Origin of the sequence: Autumnicola tepida (genome assembly GCF_031846485.1) — a bacterium.
GTDB classification, from domain to species: Bacteria; Bacteroidota; Bacteroidia; order Flavobacteriales; family Flavobacteriaceae; genus Autumnicola; species Autumnicola tepida.
Genome location: NZ_JAVRHQ010000015.1, coordinates 53,020 through 73,310 on the forward strand (window position 1 = coordinate 53,020; position 20,291 = coordinate 73,310).

At 41.2% G+C, this 20,291-nt stretch carries 18 protein-coding genes and 1 tRNA gene; 5 read left to right on the top strand and 14 right to left on the bottom strand.

The window, feature by feature from the left end:
- Window positions 1-6: 6 nt before the first annotated feature.
- Window positions 7-2,220: a S9 family peptidase gene (locus RM553_RS12575; protein WP_311535288.1), complete on the bottom strand. Its 2,214-nt coding sequence runs from the start codon at window positions 2,218-2,220 to the stop codon at window positions 7-9.
- A 190-nt stretch (window positions 2,221-2,410) separates the two neighbouring features.
- Between RM553_RS12575 and RM553_RS12580 the strand changes: the two genes are divergently transcribed.
- Window positions 2,411-3,730 (top strand): hydroxymethylglutaryl-CoA reductase, degradative, encoded by a 1,320-nt coding sequence (locus RM553_RS12580; RefSeq protein WP_311535289.1) that lies wholly within the window; start codon window positions 2,411-2,413, stop codon window positions 3,728-3,730.
- On the top strand, window positions 3,727-4,641 hold the full coding sequence (locus RM553_RS12585; protein WP_311535290.1) for a GYDIA family GHMP kinase: 915 nt from the start codon (window positions 3,727-3,729) through the stop codon (window positions 4,639-4,641). Before RM553_RS12580 ends, RM553_RS12585 begins: the two co-directional genes overlap by 4 nt.
- 292 nt (window positions 4,642-4,933) lie before the next feature.
- On the opposite strand, the gene RM553_RS12590 is transcribed toward RM553_RS12585, so the two are convergent.
- From RM553_RS12590 to RM553_RS12620, 7 genes are all read right to left on the bottom strand, one after another.
- Window positions 4,934-7,054 carry a peptidylprolyl isomerase gene (locus RM553_RS12590; protein ID WP_311535291.1) on the bottom strand — a complete coding sequence of 707 codons (2,121 nt, stop codon included), beginning with the start codon at window positions 7,052-7,054 and terminating at the stop codon, window positions 4,934-4,936.
- Window positions 7,055-7,148: 94 nt separating this feature from the next.
- A complete protein-coding gene (locus RM553_RS12595) occupies window positions 7,149-8,438 on the bottom strand; it encodes a hemolysin family protein (protein WP_311535292.1) in 1,290 nt (429 codons plus the stop codon).
- A gap of 5 nt (window positions 8,439-8,443) precedes the next feature.
- Window positions 8,444-8,638 (bottom strand): hypothetical protein, encoded by a 195-nt coding sequence (locus tag RM553_RS12600; RefSeq protein ID WP_311535293.1) that lies wholly within the window; start codon window positions 8,636-8,638, stop codon window positions 8,444-8,446.
- Window positions 8,631-9,206, bottom strand: coding sequence for an LPS export ABC transporter periplasmic protein LptC (gene lptC / locus RM553_RS12605; protein WP_311535294.1), 576 nt, complete (start codon window positions 9,204-9,206; stop codon window positions 8,631-8,633). The genes RM553_RS12600 and lptC overlap by 8 nt, the downstream gene beginning before the upstream one ends.
- A 1-nt stretch (window position 9,207) precedes the next feature.
- Window positions 9,208-10,584 carry a tetratricopeptide repeat protein gene (locus RM553_RS12610; RefSeq protein WP_311535295.1) on the bottom strand — a complete coding sequence of 459 codons (1,377 nt, stop codon included), beginning with the start codon at window positions 10,582-10,584 and terminating at the stop codon, window positions 9,208-9,210.
- A 19-nt stretch (window positions 10,585-10,603) separates the two neighbouring features.
- The gene (gene bamG, locus RM553_RS12615; RefSeq protein ID WP_311535296.1) at window positions 10,604-11,842 is read right to left on the bottom strand and encodes a BamG family beta-barrel-assembly machinery protein; all 1,239 of its coding nucleotides are present in this window, start codon (window positions 11,840-11,842) and stop codon (window positions 10,604-10,606) included.
- Entirely contained in the window at window positions 11,839-12,570 is a 732-nt protein-coding gene (locus RM553_RS12620; protein ID WP_311535297.1) for a type III pantothenate kinase, read from the bottom strand. Before RM553_RS12620 ends, bamG begins: the two co-directional genes overlap by 4 nt.
- Window positions 12,571-12,674: 104 nt before the next feature.
- Here RM553_RS12620 and RM553_RS12625 point away from each other — a divergent pair.
- The 3 genes from RM553_RS12625 (at window position 12,675) to RM553_RS12635 (ending at window position 14,374) form a co-directional block, all read left to right on the top strand.
- Window positions 12,675-12,750 (top strand) — tRNA-Phe (locus tag RM553_RS12625).
- A gap of 67 nt (window positions 12,751-12,817) precedes the next feature.
- The gene (locus RM553_RS12630; RefSeq protein WP_311535298.1) at window positions 12,818-14,113 is read left to right on the top strand and encodes a tyrosine-type recombinase/integrase; all 1,296 of its coding nucleotides are present in this window, start codon (window positions 12,818-12,820) and stop codon (window positions 14,111-14,113) included.
- A gap of 75 nt (window positions 14,114-14,188) precedes the next feature.
- Window positions 14,189-14,374, top strand: a complete 186-nt coding sequence (locus RM553_RS12635) for a hypothetical protein (protein WP_311535299.1) — start codon at window positions 14,189-14,191, stop codon at window positions 14,372-14,374.
- Here the strand turns inward: RM553_RS12635 and RM553_RS12640 are convergent.
- From RM553_RS12640 to RM553_RS12665, 6 genes are all read right to left on the bottom strand, one after another.
- Window positions 14,358-17,870 carry a zincin-like metallopeptidase domain-containing protein gene (locus RM553_RS12640; RefSeq protein ID WP_311535300.1) on the bottom strand — a complete coding sequence of 1,171 codons (3,513 nt, stop codon included), beginning with the start codon at window positions 17,868-17,870 and terminating at the stop codon, window positions 14,358-14,360. The two genes, RM553_RS12635 and RM553_RS12640, sit on opposite strands and share 17 nt — an antisense overlap.
- 3 nt (window positions 17,871-17,873) lie before the next feature.
- Window positions 17,874-18,338: a hypothetical protein gene (locus tag RM553_RS12645; protein WP_311535301.1), complete on the bottom strand. Its 465-nt coding sequence runs from the start codon at window positions 18,336-18,338 to the stop codon at window positions 17,874-17,876.
- Window positions 18,338-18,946, bottom strand: coding sequence for a hypothetical protein (locus tag RM553_RS12650; protein WP_311535302.1), 609 nt, complete (start codon window positions 18,944-18,946; stop codon window positions 18,338-18,340). The genes RM553_RS12645 and RM553_RS12650 overlap by 1 nt, the downstream gene beginning before the upstream one ends.
- A gap of 126 nt (window positions 18,947-19,072) precedes the next feature.
- Window positions 19,073-19,360 (bottom strand): hypothetical protein, encoded by a 288-nt coding sequence (locus RM553_RS12655; RefSeq protein ID WP_311535303.1) that lies wholly within the window; start codon window positions 19,358-19,360, stop codon window positions 19,073-19,075.
- A gap of 22 nt (window positions 19,361-19,382) precedes the next feature.
- Window positions 19,383-19,877 (bottom strand): hypothetical protein, encoded by a 495-nt coding sequence (locus tag RM553_RS12660; protein WP_311535304.1) that lies wholly within the window; start codon window positions 19,875-19,877, stop codon window positions 19,383-19,385.
- Window positions 19,878-20,010: 133 nt separating this feature from the next.
- Window positions 20,011-20,280: a hypothetical protein gene (locus tag RM553_RS12665; RefSeq protein WP_311535305.1), complete on the bottom strand. Its 270-nt coding sequence runs from the start codon at window positions 20,278-20,280 to the stop codon at window positions 20,011-20,013.
- Window positions 20,281-20,291: the final 11 nt, after the last annotated feature.

A 20,291-nucleotide genomic window follows, 5' to 3' on the forward strand; every position in this document is an offset into this window, starting at 1 on the left:
GTGTCTTTAATTTATAGTATTTGAGTTCTCTTCCTGCATGCCTTCTTCCTTAAGATTTTCCCTTAAAAAATTGGTCATCTTAGTGTAAAGGTGAAGCCTTGTATTGCCCCCATAAATCCCGTGGTCCTTATCTGGGTAAATGGCCCATTGAAACTGCTTGTTTGCCTGAACTAGGGCTTCCACCATGCGCATGGTATTCTGAAGGTGCACATTATCGTCTCCTCCCCCGTGTACCAGCAAAAAGTCCCCCTTAAGTTTTTCAACATGATTAATAGGAGAATTATTATCGTAACCAGAAGGGTTTTCCTGTGGAGTAGTCATATATCTTTCAGTATAAATACTGTCATAAAACCTCCAGCTCGTCACAGGCGCCACGGCAATAGCCATCGCAAAAGTATCATTCCCCTGCAGGATGCAGTTGGAAGACATAAAACCACCATAACTCCAGCCCCAGATACCAATCCTGTTCTTATCTATGTAACTTCTCTCTCCAAATTTTTGCGCAGCGGCAATTTGGTCTTCCACTTCATATTTCCCCAGTTCCAGCTGGGTCACCTTTTTAAAGTCGGCGCCTCTAAAACCGGTTCCATGGCCATCTACACAGGCAATTATAAAACCTTCATCTGCCAAAAGCTGGTACCAATAATCGTTAGTATTGAAGTAGGTATTGGAAACCGATTGCGAGCCGGGACCGGAATACTGGAACATCAGCAACGGATATTCCTTGTTTTCATCAAAATCCTGCGGCCTGATCATCCACATGTTCAGATCTTTTCCATTCACCTCAATGGTGGAAATTTCTTTTGGAGAAAAATTATAAGCGGCTTCTTTTTTAAGCAATTCAGAATTATCTTTTATTTCCCTAAGCAGTTTTCCGTCTTTAGAACGGTGCAGCGTGAAAACATAAGGCGTCGAAGTGTTGGTAAAGGAATTGATGAAATAGGTATAATCTGCACTAAAATCTGCGCTGTTCGTCCCTGTTTTTTCGGTTAATTTTCTTTTGCCCTTTCCATTGGGTTTAATGGAATAAACTGTACGGTTCACACTGCCATCTTCTGTACTCTGATAATAAATACGGTTGTTCTTTTTATCAAAGCCGTAATAATCGGTCACTTCCCAGTTACCAGAAGTCACCTGGTTGATTAGGTCGCCACTTTCATCATAAAGATAAATATGGTTATAACCATCTTTTTCACTGGTCCAGATAAAGCTGTTGTCTTCCAGGAAGGTAAGATTGTCGGTAATATCTATATAAGCTTCATCCTGTTCGTTCAGCACCACTTCTTTGGAATTATTAGTGGCATCAACAAAAATAAGGTCGAGGTCATTCTGGTGGCGGTTAATTACCTGTACGCTAAGCAGCATTGGCTTCGCCGTCCATTTTATACGCGGAATGTAAAAATCTTTATAATCTCCCAGTTCAATTTTTTCGCTTTCGGCGGAAGCCACATCATACATGTGCAGGGAAACTTTAGAATTTTCCTCGCCCGCCTTGGGATATTTAAAGGTGTATTCTGAAGGATATAAACTCTGCCCGAAAATGTCCATAGAAAATTCAGGAACGTTGGATTCGTCAAATTTCAGGTATGCGATCTTTTCTCCGGTAGGATCCCAATGGAAAGCTTTTACAAAAGCGAACTCCTCTTCATAAACCCAATCGGTAATACCATTTATGGTTTCATTTTTCTTCCCGTCAAACGTCACCTGGGTCTCATTTCCTGAAGGGATATCGTACACATAAATATTGTTTTCAAAGACATAAGCTACTTTGGAAGCATCTGGAGAAAAAGTTGGCTCCTGCACTTTTTTATTGGTAAGTTGCGTGAGGCTTTTATCTTTAAAATCGTAGATATAATAAATGCCTTTGCTGGAGCGACGATATATACTTTCAAGATTGGTAGAAAGCAAGAGCTTATCTTCTTTCGGGCTTAACTCGAATCCCTGGAAAGAAGAAATACCTTCAAGATCACTACTGCTAAGCATGGTCCGTACTTTTTCACCCGTTGCGTATTTATAAACATCAAGATTCGTAAGGCCACTGTTGCGGTCTCGGTTTAAAACAAGGTATTCTATGCCGTTTTGCAGGGATTGAAGAGACTGTAAACGCTCCTGCCGGAAGGTACCATTCCAAATTTCTTCAAGAGTAATTTGTTTTTCCTGAGCGTAAATCATTGAGGTTGTAAACACTAGAAAGGCAACAACCATTTTAGAGAACTTCATATTTTTTCAAAAATATTTATTGACCGCCAAGTTTACTAAATTTTCAGCAAAAAAAGTAGCGGAGAGGTGTTAAATACTAATGATTTGTTAAAGAAAAAATCACGCCAGACCTGGCTTTCCTCCTGTTTTATCTTCTTTATGCATCCAGAAATAACAATTGTATATTTGCCCCTACCAAAAACTATCAAAAATGAGCCAACCTGTAGCAGGTTTTTCAAAGCTGGACAAAGAGGAAAAAATTGAATGGTTAAGCAGCCAATACCTTCAGGATAATCCGGAAGCCGTAAAAATTCTCAAACAGTATTGGAATGAAGACCCCAAGCTGCAGCAACTTCATGATGAATTTACCGAGAATACCATTTCCAACTTTTACCTGCCTTTCGGGATAGCCCCAAATTTCCTTATCAATGGGAAATTACTTGCTATTCCAATGGTAATTGAAGAAAGTTCTGTTATTGCCGCGGCAAGTAAGGCCGCAAAATTCTGGGGCAGCCGCGGTGGCTTTAAAGCTGAAGTGCTTGGCACAAAAAAAATAGGGCAGGTTCATTTTATCTATTCAGGAGAAAAGCAAAAGTTAGAGCGGTTTTTCAACAAGCTAAAGCCGCAGTTATTCAGTTCGGTAAAAGAAATTACCCGAAATATGGAAAAACGCGGTGGTGGCGTTTTAGACATTGAACTTAGGGAGAAAACCGATTCTCTGGCCAATTATTATCAGCTGCACTGCAATTTTGAAACAAAAGATTCCATGGGCGCGAATTTTATTAATTCCTGCCTGGAAAAGTTCGCCCAGGTTCTCAAAGATGAAGCCCACAACTGGCCGGAATTTAATTCCGAAGAAAAGGAAATTGAGATCCTGATGAGCATACTTTCCAACTATGTGCCGGAATGTATTGTTAGAGCTGAAGTAAGCTGTCCTGTAGAAGAACTTTCTGAAGAAGGAGGCATGAGCGGAGCAAAATTTGCCAGTAAATTTATCAGGGCCATCCGCATTGCCGAAATTGAAAAATATAGGGCAGTTACCCACAACAAGGGTATTATGAATGGAATAGACGCCGTGGTGCTGGCTACCGGAAATGATTTTAGGGCTGTGGAAGCGGGAATACATGCCTATGCAGCAAAAGATGGAAATTACAACAGCCTTACACACGCCACGGTCGAAAACGGCGTTTTCAAGTTTTGGCTGGAGGTCCCGCTGGCCCTGGGCACTGTGGGAGGACTTACCAGCCTGCACCCGCTCGTTAAACTGGCGCTTGAAATGCTGCAGAAACCATCTGCCGGAGAATTGATGGAAGTCGTGGCCGTGGCCGGACTGGCCCAGAATTTTGGGGCGGTACAATCTTTAATTACCACAGGAATCCAGCAGGGACACATGAAAATGCACCTTATGAATATCCTCAACCAACAGCAGGCCACTCCAGAAGAAAAAAAAGCTATCATTGAATATTTTAAAAGGCATACGGTTTCCCACAGCAGCGTGATTAATCAACTGGAAAAAATAAGGCAGCAATGAAGAACTTCTACAGTAACGGAAAATTGCTCATCACAGGCGAATATGCCGTATTAAACGGGGCAAAAGCCTTGACTGTGCCCACTAAATATGGCCAGGAGTCAGATATTGAGGAAGCACCTTCAGGGAAAATCGAATGGCAAAGCTTTAATGACAAAGGTGAAATCTGGTACAGCGGAACCTTTGGTATTAAAAGGGAAGAAATAAAATGCACTTCTGAAAATTTAAATTCGGAAGTGACTGAACGCCTGTTGCAGATATTAAGAGCTGCAAATAAAATGAACCCGGCAATCCTCCAGGCTTCAGGATATCATGTAGAAACAAGGTTAAATTTTGACAGAAACTGGGGCCTTGGTACTTCTTCAACTTTAATTAATAATATTGCGCAGTGGTTTGAGATAGATGCGTACAAACTTTTGGAAAAAACCTTTGGGGGCAGCGGATTTGATATCGCGGCCGCACAACATAATTCACCTTTAACGTACCAAATTGGGCAAAATGAACGTCAGGTTCTAAAAGCCCATTTTGACCCTGACTTTAAAGACGAAATATTTTTTGTTTACCTTAACCGGAAACAGAACAGCCGCCAGGCAATCGCCCATTTCAGGAATCAGCCGCAGGAAAATATGGATGTTCTTATCGAAAAAATCTCCAATCTTACTTTACAATTTATAGATTGCACAGAAATTTCAGAATTTGAAATGCTTATGGAAATACATGAGACATTGATTTCAAAGGTCATTCAGCTTCCAAAGGTGAAAACCGACTTATTTAAGGATTATTCCAGGAAAATTAAAAGCCTGGGCGGCTGGGGAGGTGATTTTATAATGGCTACCGGCGGGGCAGAAGAAAAGGCGTACTTCAGAAAAAAAGGTTATGAGATTATTATCAGTTATGAAGATATGGTTCTTTAGCAGCCAAAACTTCAGCAATGAAGTAAGAGAAAGAGTATAAACTTTTAAAAAAGTACAGATATTAATTTTACCCTTCCGTCATTCCTACGGAATGCCACCTTCCCTTAAAAAAGGGAAGGAGCTTTTTAATCGCATTAACCTGACTCCGCCTTTCATTCTAACGGAATGCCACCTTCCCTTGAAAAGAGAGAGGAGCTTTTGCTGGTAGTTTTTCATTTTGATCTCGACCTTAAATATCAGCAACAAAAAAGCCTCCAGGTGGGAGGCTTTTTACATTTTAAAACTTTACCGACTAATAAAACTTAGCCCTGTTATCTTCAATATCAGCTTTCTTCTTTAAGGCTTCAAAGACCCTTGAACCTGCAGTTTGCCTGCGGCGCGCAGTTTCCTGCTGTGCAACAGCATTATAAGAGTTAAGGGCAGGAGCCTCAGTCCTGTTGGTTACTTTAAATACATATACTCCTTTTTCACCTGCAACAGGTTTGCTCATTTCCCCAGCTTCAAGTCCAAACGCAGCACCAACCACTTCCGGCTCTCTTCCGGCACCAGCCAAAGTTGGGCTCGCAAGATTTACTGCACTCGCGTTCTGAACAACCACATTCTGATTTTCAGCAATTTCCTGCAAAGATCCTGCGCTGATTCTTTCTTTTATAATTTCAGCTTTCTTACGTTTTGTGATAATAGGAATAACCCTTGAAGAAGCTTCTTCAACACTGGTTACGCCGGCATCATTTTTAGCGGTTACCTGGGCAACCACATAGCCGTTTGGAGTATCAAAGCGCTTCACATCCCCGGAATTTACATCTTCCTGGAAAGCCCACTGGATCACGTTACGCTGAGCGCCCACCCCGGGAAGGGTTTCGTCAAGAGCTTTCACGCTTCTCGCTGTTCTTACCTCATAATTGCTGCTTTTTGCCTGTTCAGCAAAATTATTGTCTCCCGCAGCTATCTGGAATTTTGTCACCTCGTTGAAAAGATCGTTCCTGGACCTTTCTGAAGGCTCAATTTCTTTAGCGATTGTGGCGATTTTTACCGCTTTCTCCTCATCTGTCTGCTCATCTATGGAAATCACATGATATCCCACTTCGGTTTCCACAACGCCAATATCACCTTCTTCATTTTCGAAAACGTAATTCTCAAAAGCAGGGATCATCATTCCCGGAGAGAAATATCCAAGATCACCGCCTTCTTCCTTATTAGAACGGTCTGAAGAAAACTGGGAAGCAAGTTCAGCGAATTTGGATTCGTCCCTTCTTACCACCCCGGCAAGACTATCAGCCAAAGCCTGCGCTTCTTCCTTTGTCCTGGTTACATCAGGATCTATCTGTGTTCCCTGGTAGGTGATAAGGATATGGCTTGCCTTTACAGAATCGGGCATTTGCTTTGTCTCCAATAATTTTGTAGCCTTCCAGTATCCGTTTTCTTCATACGGGCCAAAAACTTCACCTTCTGAAAGATTATAAATCTCGTCTGCAATTCCCTTTGGAAGATCACTTTTGAATACAAAACGATCTGCATAAGGCAAATCTGAATACTGGTTAACAAAATCTTCAATATTATCAGTATTCCTGAAACCGGCTATGGTATCGTTGCTTTTTGAAGCGGAATTAAATTCCACCCTGCTTTCCAGTGATTCTGTAACTGCCTGTTTCGCTTCTGCCCTGTCTTCAGAAGAAGCCTTTTCTTCAAAAAACACATATTGCAGGTTTACAGATTTCTCTGTTTCAAACTGCGCAGAATGATTATTGATATACTCTTTAATTTCAGATTTGCTCACCTCTACTTCGTCATCTGGCACTGAAGAATAAGGGATTTGCACAAACTGAAGGTCTATATTGTCATTTTGCATCCTGTAGGCCTGCTCAGCTTCAGTCAGCGTCGCGCCAACACCTGCACTAATCATATTAAGATACAAACTCTGGCGGGCAGTTTCTGCCATATTTTGAGTGTACTGCTCCCATTGCGCATAAGCCTGCGGAGAAGTAGCTCTTAAATTGGCAACATACTCCCTTAGCCTGTTTTCATCAAAAATCCCGGCTTCATTAACAAAATTAGGATTATTGGACATTTGCGCCCGGATCATTTGCGTGATCTGGTCTTCTTCTGCCCTAAGGCCAATTTCCTCCAGCTGGTCCTCAATAATGAGCTGCCTTAGCTGCTGGTCCCAAACACGATTGGCGGCCTGCGTAGTACTAATACTCCCGCCACTGTTACGCTGAAGCGCCTCTACCTGTCTTGCAAATTCCTCTCTGCTTAACTCCTCACCATTTACAGATGCGATTACGTTTTGTGACTTTTGGGAAGATAAGCCCCCGTTACGGATCACGTCGGCCAACACGAATGAAAATAATGCCAATGCGATGATCACAATCAGAAAAACAGAACGCTGCCTGATTTTATTTAATACTGCCATTTTTAATTGTTATTTATCAAAATATAGTGGGCGAAAATAGTGTTTTTAGCCTAATAATAAAACTAATAATTAGCAAAATATTAACTCAATATTCCTAGTCGGCCGGTTTAATTTTCACCTCCACCAGTTCAATTTTCGTATTGGAAACTTCCAGGATGCGGAATTCAAAATTCTCTATTTGCAGGACCTCGCCCTGCTGCGGAATTTCTTCGGTATGATGCACAATAAAACCTCCCAGGGTTTCGTAGTTTTCCCCTTCTGGAATTTCGAGTTTATAGGTTTCATTTACATAGTCTACTTCAGTGCGAGCTGAAAATTTATAATGATTCTCCCCAAGTTTTTCTTCAATAAGAATGGCAGAATCGTGTTCATCTTCAATTTCGCCAAATAGCTCTTCCACAATATCCTCCACCGTCATCATACCGCTGGTGCCCCCATATTCATCTATAACCACAGCGATACTTTTCCGCTTTTTAATAAGGATATTCAGCACATCTTTAACCCACATGGTTTCGGGCACGAATATTACCGGCAATAAAATTGATTTTATAGAGGATGGCTTTTTAAAAAGTTCAAAAGAGTGTACATAACCAATAATATCGTCTATGGTCTCGTTATAAACCAGAATTTTGGAAAGTCCCGTTTCGGTAAATTTGTTAATTAAATCCCGCGGATCTTCTTTCTGGTCCACACCAATGATTTCTGTACGCGGAATCATGACTTCCCGGGCTTTTATATCTGAAAATTCGAGCGCATTCTGAAAAATCTGAATTTCGGAATCTACTTCTTCATCTTCCTCCACGGTTTCCATCTGTTCACTTATAAAATTTCCCAGTTCCACTTTACTGAAAGCAAGCTGCACCTCATCCCCTTCAGTCTTAAAAAACCTTTTCAGCACAAGATCCGAAACCCAGATCACAAATGAAGAAATAAAGCTGAACAACACATAGAAGAAATAAGCCGGCACTGCAAAAAACTTCAGCATATTATTGGCGTAAATCTGAAAAAATACTTTGGGAAGAAATTCTGCCGTAACCAAAATTATTAAGGTAGAAATTATGGTTTGGGTGAGAAGGCTTAGATCTACGATAAGATAATTAAGGAAACTGTCGTCTGCCGTTTGTATCCCGCTTAGCCATTCCATGAGCAAATCCCCCATAAAAAAACTGTAAATCACCAGCGCAATGTTATTGCCCACCAGCATGGTGGCGATAAACTTGGACGGTTTTTTTGTAAGGCGCTTTAAGACTTTTGCCAAAAAATCATTCTGCCGCTTCTCAATTTCAATAAAAATCTTGTTGGAAGAAACATAGGCGATTTCCATTCCCGAGAAAAAAGCAGAAAGCAACAGAGAAAGAACAATAATCAAGATTTCTACATCCATAGGAATTATTCTTCGTTGCGGTCCTTATACTTCTGCCGGAAACGTCTTTTAAAAAAGAACATGAAAATTGAGATACCTACAAAAAAGAGAAATACATAGGCGCGGCTGCGCTCGGTATTCCAGATTCTTATAGCTTCAAAAATAAAGAAAGCCGCGAATACCAGATAGGCATATTCAAAAAACTTGAAATATTTACTCATCCTCTTCTTCTGTTTCATCTAAAATTTGCACCCCAATATTTGTCCTTGACCGGAAATTACCGAAATTCTGGTTAGAATCAAAACCCTGTCCCTGGTTCACCCCGCCGTCAGGAAATTTTATTGTATTGGGCCTGTCGGTAAAAACCCAGCTTTTATTCTGGTCCCAGTAAAGCTGACTGGCTTCCAGCTGGGTGCTGTCACTGGTTACAATTACCACATTTCCCCTTAAATCTATCAAGCCTGTTTCGTCGTAGATAATCCCGTAATCTGAAGTGATGGTGTTTTTTTCATTATTCTCATCAAAGAACTCCACCTCCAAACCATCAGGAAATTCCCTGAACGGAAAATTCTTATTGGTATAGTCATACATTTGGGGACTACGCAGGATTGCCACCAGCCTGCCGGAATCGGTGAATTTAAGGTTTAGCCCTTCGGCAACAGCCTGGGGAGAATCTCCCTGCAGGTCCATTTCCCTTACCTCGTTTAAATTACCCTGGCATGAAAAAAGCATTGTCACGCCTATAAGCGTGACAATGCCAGAAATTATGTGGTTATATTTTAATCTCATATTACATTTGAGGGATACGAACAGTCTCACCAATCCAACATCCTATAGAGATGGCTTCCCCTGCACTTCTACCTGATTGGAATACATCAGATTTTTGTGGAGCCCTGCCACGGTAACTTGCAGCAGCCTGGTTAGCATTGCTGGCGATAGAAGGATCTACCCGTGCTGCCCTGGATGCATAGTCTGCAGCCAGCCAGTAAACAGCTCTCTTAGTAAACGCATCGTCCCCACAGTTGTTCGCGCTCTGAGCGATCATATTAGCTATCTGAAGGTAAGCTGTACCCATAGAAGGCTTGGCATCTAAAGCTTTTCTGTAGAAATTTCTTGCCTGGCCAAAGCTGCCTCTTTCTTTATAGTTACTTGCTATTCTATAGTAGATCTTAGCTTTATCACTTGGGTTTTCTTCAAGCTCAGCAGCTTCATTGTAGTAATCCAAAGCTTTTGCCCTGTCACCATCAGCTTCAGCTAACTGACCCAAAGAGTAAGCAGAACTTGCAGAAGGCTGCAACTGGTGCAATGCTTCAGAAACCTGGAAGAACAACGGGTCTTCAGTACAATCTTTAGCTGAAAGCCTTGCGTTCGCGTTCTGTAACCAGTCTACATCGGTTTTCTTCTCTTCAAAATCTTTCTTGTAAAGAGGAATCAAATTATCACAATCTGCCCTTGCACCTAATTTGGCGTTCAATGCATTTTTCACGGCATTATAGTTCCCAAGGTTAATCTCGGCATACTTGATTTTTGTTTCTTCTTTTGAAGTAAGGTCCTCCCCTGCTTCCTGCTTCTCTAAAAGAGGAGCAAGCTCTTCTGCCGCGTCATTTTCTTCCTCTTCAATTTTAGCCATTACCCTGTCGTAAATGTCAAACACATCCTGAAGTTCTCTCTCCCCGGCGTCCTGCATTTCCACCATCAGGTCAAAATAAGCATAAAGGCCTTTTGCACTGGTAAAGTTTTCGCGATCTTCAGTAAAAGCTTTGTCAAAAGCATTATAAAGTTCTTCTTTTGAACCCAGTTTATTATCGTATTTAAGCTGGGCTATATCACCATAGACTTTACCTTTACTGGTCTTTTCAGGGTAAAGTTCCAGGCGCTTTTCCCAAACAGAAACCAGTTCATTTATATATTGATTCTTTTGCGCGTCTGCAGACGCTTTTTTGATTTTATCTTCAAGCACTCTCTCCAGGTACTGGTATGTTGCAAGGCTATACTCCGGGCATTGCTCCATAACATTTTTAAGAGGCTCATATGCCGCATCGTAATTCTTTGCTTTTGCATCGTCATAAGCCAAAGCTGCCATAGTAGGACAATCGTTAGATTGTGCACTTAAAGCACCCGACCCCAATAATGCACCGGTTATTAATGCTATAAATCTCGCTTTCATTTTTACTTGTTTATATTGGTTAATTAAATCTTCTTCTTTCGAACCACTTATCATTTAAAGACAACCCTATCGAAATCTTAAAATAATCCTCCTGTATTAATCCCGAAGATGTTGTACCGCGCTGTCCATACTCAACTCCTAGGTTTAAATTGGAGAATTGTGCTCCTACAGGTATGCCCACTCCAAAAGATATGCCAAACTCATCTATGCCTTCCCCGTTGAGGTTTAAGCCTGTTTCCTCATATCTTAAACCGCCACGGTAAACTATCCTGCTAAAATAACTCGTAAAAGAATTATACCGCGGAATAAAATAACCTCCTAACCTATATTGAGCCGCATCGGTATATACTGCATCGTCTGTAACCGAATTGAACAGGAAAGAACTTCTGCCAATCCCATTATATTCTGCACCAACAAACCACTTTCTTGGCTTTCCTATTCCCGCTCCAATAGTATATTGTTCAGGAAGAGAAAAGTTGGTATCTTCAACATCAAGTTCCCGGGACTCCACAATTGCCTCCCCACTGGAAATAAAAGCAACAGAGGAAAGCTCCCTGAAATTCTCAGAGGTCAGCTCCACTTCAGGAGCATAAGTTCCCGCTACATGAAGCTGTAAATCATCAGATAGCATCGCCTGGTAATCCAGACCAAAGTTAAAGCTAAATCCCAGAATATCCGAACGGCTTATGTCCCTAGTTCCAAATTGAATTCCTTCACGACTTACCGTTCTTCGGTTCTGGAAATTTCCGAAGTTATAATTGGCATCCACCCCAATGCTGAAGTTCTTATTAATTTCGTAACCTGCGGAAAGAAAAACCTTATTCATCCCGCCACGCCCATTTAGCCTGCTGGCAACATCTTCATTAATATCAAGAATGCGATAACCCACCGCGGTGTAAGGCACCAGCCCAAGCCCAAAACCGAGCTTGTTACTCACTGGAATACCCAAACCTAAATAATCCAGGGAGGATATTTTGGCGTTATCCTGCTCATCATCTGTCTGTAGTTTTGTTCGCTGATGGCTCGCTCCAAGGGAATATGTAGTAAGCCGCAACCTGCCGTAAGAAGCCGGATTTCGAAGGTTCAAATGGATACTGTCTGAAAAAATACTCAATCCCCCCATAGACCTGTTTTCCACAGTCCCCTTAAAATTGGTAAGTCCTATGCCGTAGTATGAATATGGAGAAGAGATGTTTTCCTGTGCAGCCGCCAAGGCGGAAGAAAGAATAGCGACGATTACTATAAATCGTTTGATCATTGAGTTCTATTAAATTCTAAAATGTAGTTTAGTCCTTCCAAGAGAAAATTTGAGTTCGCAAATATGCCATTTTTTAACCGCATAGACAAAAATTGCTCATCCCCACCCGTAAAAATAACTGTTAAATCTTCATATTTTGATCTGTAGGCATTTATGGTGCCGTCAATCTCATCAAGCATTCCGTTCACCACGCCGGAGAGAATGCTGCTTTTTGTAGAATCTCCAATCAATTTTACATCTTCCTCTGTAGTTAATAACGGCAAATTGGCGGTAAACTTGTGCAGTGCCTTAAATCTCATTTCCAAACCGGGTGAAATGGAGCCGCCAAGATATTCTTCCTTTGCATTTTTAAAATCATAGGTAATGCATGTTCCGGCATCGATCACCAGGACGTTTTTCTGCGGAAAAGCGGCAACAGCAGCTGCCGCTAAAGCAATCCTATCCTTTCCCAGGGTGAGCGGCGTGGCATAACAATTTCTAAAAGGAAGGGCAAGATCTGGCGAAAGCTGAAGAAAATAAAGGCCCTTCTGAAGCAGATTTACTTCATTTTTCACATCTTTAACCACACTGGAAAGTATGGCAGCCCCTGTTTGAGGATATTTTTTCTTTATTTCTGAAATTTTTTCTGAAAAATCCTTCAGCGAAAAAGAAGTTTTCTCCAGGAGTTCAGCATCCTGGAAAACAGCTACTTTCACTGAAGTATTCCCAATATCTACTACTAAATTCATGCTTTAGAAACTGAAGCCGCTAAAATACAAAAGCATTTTTTTAAAATTTATTTTGCCAGTTACTAAAAATGAAATTATATTTGCCACCGCTTACAAAAGCAACTGGTGCCTTAGCTCAGTTGGTAGAGCAAAGGACTGAAAATCCTTGTGTCCCTGGTTCGATTCCTGGAGGCACCACCATAAAAAGAAAGCTTGAAACCCCTTTAAACAAAGGGGTTTCTTTGTTTTTGGCTAATACTGTTTTGCGATGAAAAAAGAACGGTATTTCAAAATCGAGCCAACAAGCGAGCCAACTTACATTAAGATAACTTTGGACAAACCTCAGTATTCACAGCCTAAACTTTACATTCCCACGGAAGAAAAAAACGGGAAAAAGGTCCCGACTGTAAAGCCGGGTAATAGGTGGTATGTATGGTTTTTGTGGAGAAACCCGGAAACGGACAACCTGGACATAAAAATTAAACGGTATAAGGAAATTAACCGGGCAAAAACCGTAAAGGAAAGGAAGGCTATAGGTGCAGCACTTATAAGAGCTACCGAAATAATGCTGGAAAGAGGCTGGAACCCTCTCAACAAAAAAGTAGAGAAAAAGGCGAAATCTAAAGTTATGACTTTGGAGAAAGCTATGGACTACGCCCTCCAGCTGCGATCTGTCAATAAAAAAGAAAGTACGGTTGCCGATTATACCGTACGCTTGGAATTTTTTAAATCCTGGGCAAAGAAAAAAGGATATTTGGGTTTGCCGGTACCAAAATTCGACCTGGAAAAATTCTATGAATATTATGATTATTTGCTCCTGGAATATAAAACCGACAAAAATAAGCCTCTTAGCAATGCTTCCATAGAAAATCATAAGCGGTTACTTTCTTCTTTATTTACCCAGCTGAAAAATAAGCGGATTATTGAACACAATTTTGTGAAGGATATTCCCAAACTGGAAATAGATCCGCAGCAAAACACTCCTTTCACCAATAAGGAAATTAAACGTATTAGAGAATATTTACAGGAGAATGATCCTTACCTGCTGAAATTCATTCCATTTATAACATCATGCCTTTTGAGGCCGCGGGAAATATTGCGACTACAAATAAAGGATCTTAATGTAATTGATTTTGTGCTGAAAGTAGAAACAAAAACAGAGATCCTGGCAACGGTAAAAATTACGGAAAAAATTAAGCCGGTAATTGAAAGTATGCAACTGGAGAAATTCCCCCTGGATTATTATGTTTTCACTCCTGAAGGCCGGCCGGGGGAATGGAACAGCAAATTAAACAGCAAAGTAGGTTATATGGGAAAACGCTTTGCCAAGGTAAAAGAAGCTTTGGGCTTTGGTGAAGAATACGGCCTCTACAGCTTCAGGCATTCCAGTATTGGGAATATCCAGGAGAACCTTCAAAAGATGGGCTATTCTGAAACCGAAATCGTTCATAAAATTATGCCCATCACCCGGCATAAAACAGAAAAAGCAGTCCGTACTTATCTACGGAACCTGAAAAAATACACTCCACAGGATCACAGCGAACTTACAACTTTGGAAATCTGATCATCCAGCGCCATTTCCAACGCTACTCCAGTAACGTCATTTCTGGCGTTATTTTACCGGAAGGTAACGCCAAATTTGGCGTTGTGTCCGGATAAAGCTGATATCGCAACGCCGGTTTTGACGCTCCTGGCCACCTCACAATATCCTAACGCCATTTTTGACAATGCGGTACCAGGCAGCAACGCCGGTTTTGGCGTTACAGGATCTACAACAAAAAAGCCCCGGAATACCAGGGCTTTTCTTTTTAATCAATCGGGGTAATTATCAACCCGCCGGGATCAAATTCCGGCGTTCTACTATTTGTTGATGGCTCTTCTACTTCTTCAAATTCCACATCTGAAACATCTGTAGTGGCTTCAGGATTGTAAACGGTCCCGGAGGCTATGTTATAGCGGATCTGCTCTATAGGCACTTTGGTGTACCGGTTCTTATCAAAGTAGGCGTAATTGTCTGCAAACTTTGCCTCCTTCACCATCTTAATGATAATATCACCGTCAAATACTACTTCAGCACCGCCTTTGGTTCTTCCGTCCGTGGTTTGCTGGAAAATGATCACAAATACTTTCCCGTCAAACTTTTTCCGTAGATCTTCATCCAGACGAATGTTCCCGATCATGCGGAGAAGCTTTTGCCAGCTGTCGATGAAAATTATATCATAGTCCTTGATTAAGGAATAGAATTCCTGTTGCGAATCTAAATCCCCTATCATATCGATGTAAGGCTGATTTTCCGGAGAAATATATTTGTCGCGCTTATCTGAAGCCAGGGAACTTTCCGGGTGTTCTTCCAAACTGGCGAAAAGGGATCTTAACCGCCCGGAGGCAAAATCATTCATTGCTTTGTACAGCGTGGTAGTTTTACCGGCTCCCTGCATTCCGTCTAAGGTAATAACTACACTTTCCTTTGGCTTTTTTTCTACTGCCTGGAGAAACTTTCCAAACTCGCCGGGAACGTTATAAAATTCAGCAGGCTTATCGTCTGGCGCGGCGGCCATGTTTTTAATTTTGGAATTCTTTACCGGTTTTGGTTGTGCCGGTAAAGGTTTTGGCTCCTGGATTACTGGTTTATTCTCCTTCATTTTTTCTACTTCCTCAAGAAATTCAGATTTAGTCATTATTTGAGGGGTAGAAGGAACAGCTTCAGGTTCTGCCGGGGCGTTTAGGCCTTTTTTTTTCTTTGCACCAAATAAGCCTAATTGATCTCCAGCTTTAGGCTTGGGATTTTTTTCCAATTGTGAATTTTTAGCAGCATAACCTTCTAAAAAAGCTTCCCACTCTACCGGCTTTTCAAGTTTATTCCATTCTTCGCGGGCTTTACTCCTTTGACTTGCTGTCAGTTTGTTACTTATAGCATCATCTTTTTTTTGATGCTCATTTAAGCGGGATTTGCCAGGGGAAACCTTTTCTTTTTCCGGAGCTTTCTCAGTTTCCTTCTTCACTCCCAAAAAATCAAATAGATCCTGCCGGTTATATCGATAATAAGTGCTTAGCTGGCGTTGCCAAACTTTGTTTTTTGGTGACCATTTATAGGCCTGTCCGGCTTTTTTTAGAAAGCTTCTGACTTCCTTTTCAGGTTTATCATCAAAATGGATCTGAATTTTATTAATTCCAGGATTAAATTCAATTTTACCGCCCGGAAATTTTACTGTTTTACTCTCCTGGCTCTTTAGCCTTTCTTCCTGGGCAATGCGCTCTTTTATCCTTTTGATATTTGCATTGCTGTTGGATAGCATAAAGCCGGGAAGCTTCTTTTCTCCCAGGAAGGTTTTTTTAATCGTTGCTTCAGAATAACCGAACTTCTGTAGTTCTTCAATTACTCCTTTGTCGCGTTTTTCCTGGCTGTACTTCTTTGCCTGGTATTTGCGAAGGATCTTATTAATATCCTTCATTTTTTGATGTTCGGCCTCTAATTTCTCCAGCTTGGCTTTTAGCCTGGTAACAGTATCTTCTTTCCCGCTCTTAATAGCCGTACTTTTGAACGGCAGGATATATTTTTCGGCTTTATCTCCATACTCCACTAATTCCGTAAGTCGTTTATAAATGGTCTGGTTTTTCTTTTCCATTCGCCTCACCGGGAAATTTGCGGGACCGGTAATCATTGTAGACATCAAACCATTTTTACTTTCCAAATGCTTTAGGAATCGCTTTTTATAGCCATCCTGGAACCTTGGAAAATTATTTTCAAATTCCTCCAGTCTTCCGGTTTTTTCAGCCTTAGCTTTCAGCTGATCATAGGTGTCTTTAAGAAACTGGAAATAACTGTTCTGCTCAGATTTGGCTCTTTTTTCCGGAGAAAAAGAAGTGCCGCGGTGAGCATTGTAAGCGGTATCATAAGGAATATCTGAAGGGCTGAACGGGTAATTATTATCTTCTGGCCCTTTTTTAGATCCTTCTTTTGGCCCTTTCTCAGGCTTCGATTCACTTATAAGTGAATTTTGATAAGCCGGTACGCCTTCTTTGTCGCGATCCAGAATAAAATCTGAAGCGGCCTGCGCTGCACTGGCAGCACGGAAAAAGAAACGGTTATCTTCTTCCATCTGTGCCACAAGTCGCTTATTCCAGCCTTTTAAATATTTAGCGGAATTATCCAAGGTGCTGAATAAGATCCCGGTTTCAGCACTAAGAAAAACAGCTCCCATTTCGGCAATTAATTCTTCAAAAGCATTATCTCGTTTGGTTGCTAAGTTTCCTAATGTAATGGCGCTCCTTCCAAGCCTGCTTTTATGCCCGGTAGAATGAACACATTCGTGAAAAAATGTACAATAATAGCTTTGTTCATCTTTAAAGGCTTCAATGGGTGTCATTAGGATTTGGTCGAGCTTAGGATAATAAGCCGGCTGATCTCCCTTGTACATGATCTTTGGCGGGTTCGGGAATTTTTCAATTACTTTTTCTGCAATTGTAATTCTTTCCTTTTCCGGTTTTTCGGCATTTTCATTTTTCGGAATAAGGCCCCAGTCTATCCCGGTTACATCTTCAGCATGAAAAACATTATAATATTTCAGGATAGGAATATAAGCTTGTGCAAGCCGTTCAATGGTCCATCCCTGGCGTTTCAGGATCTGAAGTTTGTGCTGGTTTTTCTTTATCCAGGCTAAGAACTTCTTTTGGTTATAAGATCCAAAGCTCAGAATTTGCCCATCAGGCTGCTTTTCTTCATAATGGTAGAGTTGGGTAAAATAAATTACTCTCTTACCTGTGGAACCTTTTTTAAGTTTCCCGCCGTGCTTTTCAATTTGCTTAAAGGTCAGAAAGAAAGGATTGGTAAATTGGATGGGAACTAAAGTATCTTCACCGTCAATCTCCTTAACTTCAAAATTCAGAAGAAAAAAATTGATGCCGCGGTAGCCTTTTTTGCTGTCAAAATTAAGTGCCTGGTAGCCGTTAAAAAGCGAAGTTTTTTTCCATTCGCGCTGCCAGGGTAGATCCCCTACTTTCTTGATGGTGTTAATGATCAAATCTGTGATATACTGGTAGATCTCATCAGGAGAAACCGCTTTTTCCAGGCCTTCAAAATCTTCGTCCGGAAGAAGACATTCTAAACCGCCCAAACATTCTTCCGGAAGCCGCTCGATTTCCTTTTGGGAAAGGGTAATATCAAACTCGCTATCTTCGGGATTTTCGCGAAGCAGCTTTTCAATTTTGGCTGCAATCATCGTTTGGCCCTGCAATTCGGCTGCAACGGCTATTCTCTTAAGTTTTGTCCGGTCTGCAACGGTACCGTTAAGGCCGTTGAATTCTTGTACTGCGTTTTCCATAGCTTAGGCGTTAACGGTGAATGATTTTCCAAAGGCTTCAATATCTGCGGCTATCTGTAGCTTGTTTTTATCCTGGGCTATATCCAGCACTTCTGAAAAGCTGTTCCCTATATTTTTCATACTAAGCTGTACGGGAATATTCTGAATTAACCTGGAAGCATTTGCCGGCAATGATATATCGTTAATATTGGCATTGGCCGTTCCAAGCAGTTGTCCGGAAAGAGTGTAAAAATGAATGTTCCTAATGGTAATTAATTTTCCCGGAACATTAACCGCGGTAGGCGTAGGATTCACAATTTCTACATCTACCCTAAGCGTACCCTGGAGGGGATTATGAATTTTAACGTTTTTAAGGTTGAATTGCATTTGCTTTGCAACTGCACTGTATTCGTCATATTTTCCTTTTCCGAAATATATTGCCCCGGTAGCTGCTAAGGCCCCGAGGCTAAGGATTGTTTTAATGTTCATTAGAATAGTTTTTTGTGAAATATTATTTTGATGCCAGGAGTATTTGACCTAATATTATAGAACCCGCCAAAACCAAAACCGATATTGCCTTTGATGAAATTCAAATTCACCTCCAGCGCTTCTAAACCTATTACGGGAGCATAGCTAACTGATGGAGAAAGAAAAAGACCGCCTGCATTGCTGGTGGTCTTTTTTGTGGTTTCAATTGTCCTTTCCAGGTGATCAATGGAAGTTTTAAGATCCAGCTTCAGAATTCGGCCTTCCGATAAAATATCGCTATACACGGTCGCATTTCCAAAACTTGTAGTGTCCCGGTAACGAAAAGCCGGTTTAACCAGTTTCTTTTCTTCCGGGGAAAGCTTTTCCGGTTCCGGTACCACTTCCACATGCTGCGGAGTTTCCAAAACTGAAACTTCTTCAGGTTCCCGGTCTTTAATTCCCGGAACACTGGAGCTATCGACTTCAGTAAGCACTTTTTCTGTAATAGTGGTTTCCGTAGAAGTTTCCGGATCATCCGATTCCCGGCCACACCGGGAAAGAAACAGCAGAACCGCCAGGACAACAATAATTACGTCCTTTATTCCTATTTTGATTTTGCTTACAAACATTAGGTGAGGCTTTTTTCTGTGATTTCTTCAGGTGGAAAAAGAGCATTTTTTTGCAGGTCAATAATTGCCAAGAATGCCCTTATTTTTTCTCGCTGTCTGCGGTATTTCTCCACATATTCCCGATGACTATTTTTGTCTTTGCCTTCCATTATTGACAGCTGATAATTGTAAAACAAGGCTATGGTACCGGTTTACCATTTCTACAGTATCTTTTTTATCTTCTTTAAGATCCTGTTTGTGTTCATCTACTAATTGACCTATTTTTTGGCGTTCATCCTTTAGCTCTTTTTTCAGCTGCCAGGTTTGCCAGATTAAATAGATAATAATAGCCGTAAGAATACCCAGCACTGTTATTTTTTCGATACTGAGTATTCCCGTAGCTTCGCTTATAGGCGGGGTTTGGAGAATTAACATAAGGCGGGGGCTTTGTGTTCTACTAATTGTATCGAGGGCTGCGGCTATAACCTTCCCCCTGATCTTCTGAAATTTGAAGGATATTTCTCTTTGCCTGCCCGGGGCTTATGGAATAGCCAATAATTTCGGCATCCAGAATACCGGTGCAGCCGCTACAGTGTTTCAGCTTTTTATCTGAAGCATTAACCCTGAGGCGAAAGAAGTATTCCCAACCTTTTTGAAGGGCCGCTGTATTGACTTTGAAATGCTTGGCATAATCTGAACTTACCACAAGCGCGGAACCGTTAAATATTTCCAGAACTGAAGCGGTAACTTTGATTTCTATATATTCCGGATCTTCGGAAATTTCCCGTATTTCAGCAAGATCTTCCTGAAGCCTTTTTTCAAATGCAATTACTTCCGGTTGCTGCTCTGCAATTTCTGCGGCTTCTTTTGCGGCTTGTGCAAAACGGTTTTCTTCCTGGGAAAAAGAAGAAAAGGAAATGAATACGAATAATAGTGTGAAAAGTTTTTTCATGATGATGTGATGATAATTGACCTGCCTGACGGTAGGCAGGTGAATGATTGATGATTAAAATTTGTTCCTTGGCCAGCAACGTTATAATTGACGTTACTCGAGCAACGCCAAAAATGGCGCTACTGCAGATAGATTACCAGTGCAGGATGATGTGAATTAACAGCACCGGCAGCACAAACAGCATAAAGTTCCTGTAATTGATTTCGCCGGTAAGATCTTCCATATAATATTCTTTAAAAGTAGCAACAAGGGCCACGGCCATAACGGCTAAGAATGAAGTGGTATCTCCCCACCAGCATAAAAGAAGAAGAAATAAGGCAAGTATTGCCCCCTGAAGCAATTGGCTTTTCCAGCTTTCTTTTTCGATTAGTTGCTGAAATTTTGGTTTTGTTGATGTTGACATGATTGATGGGT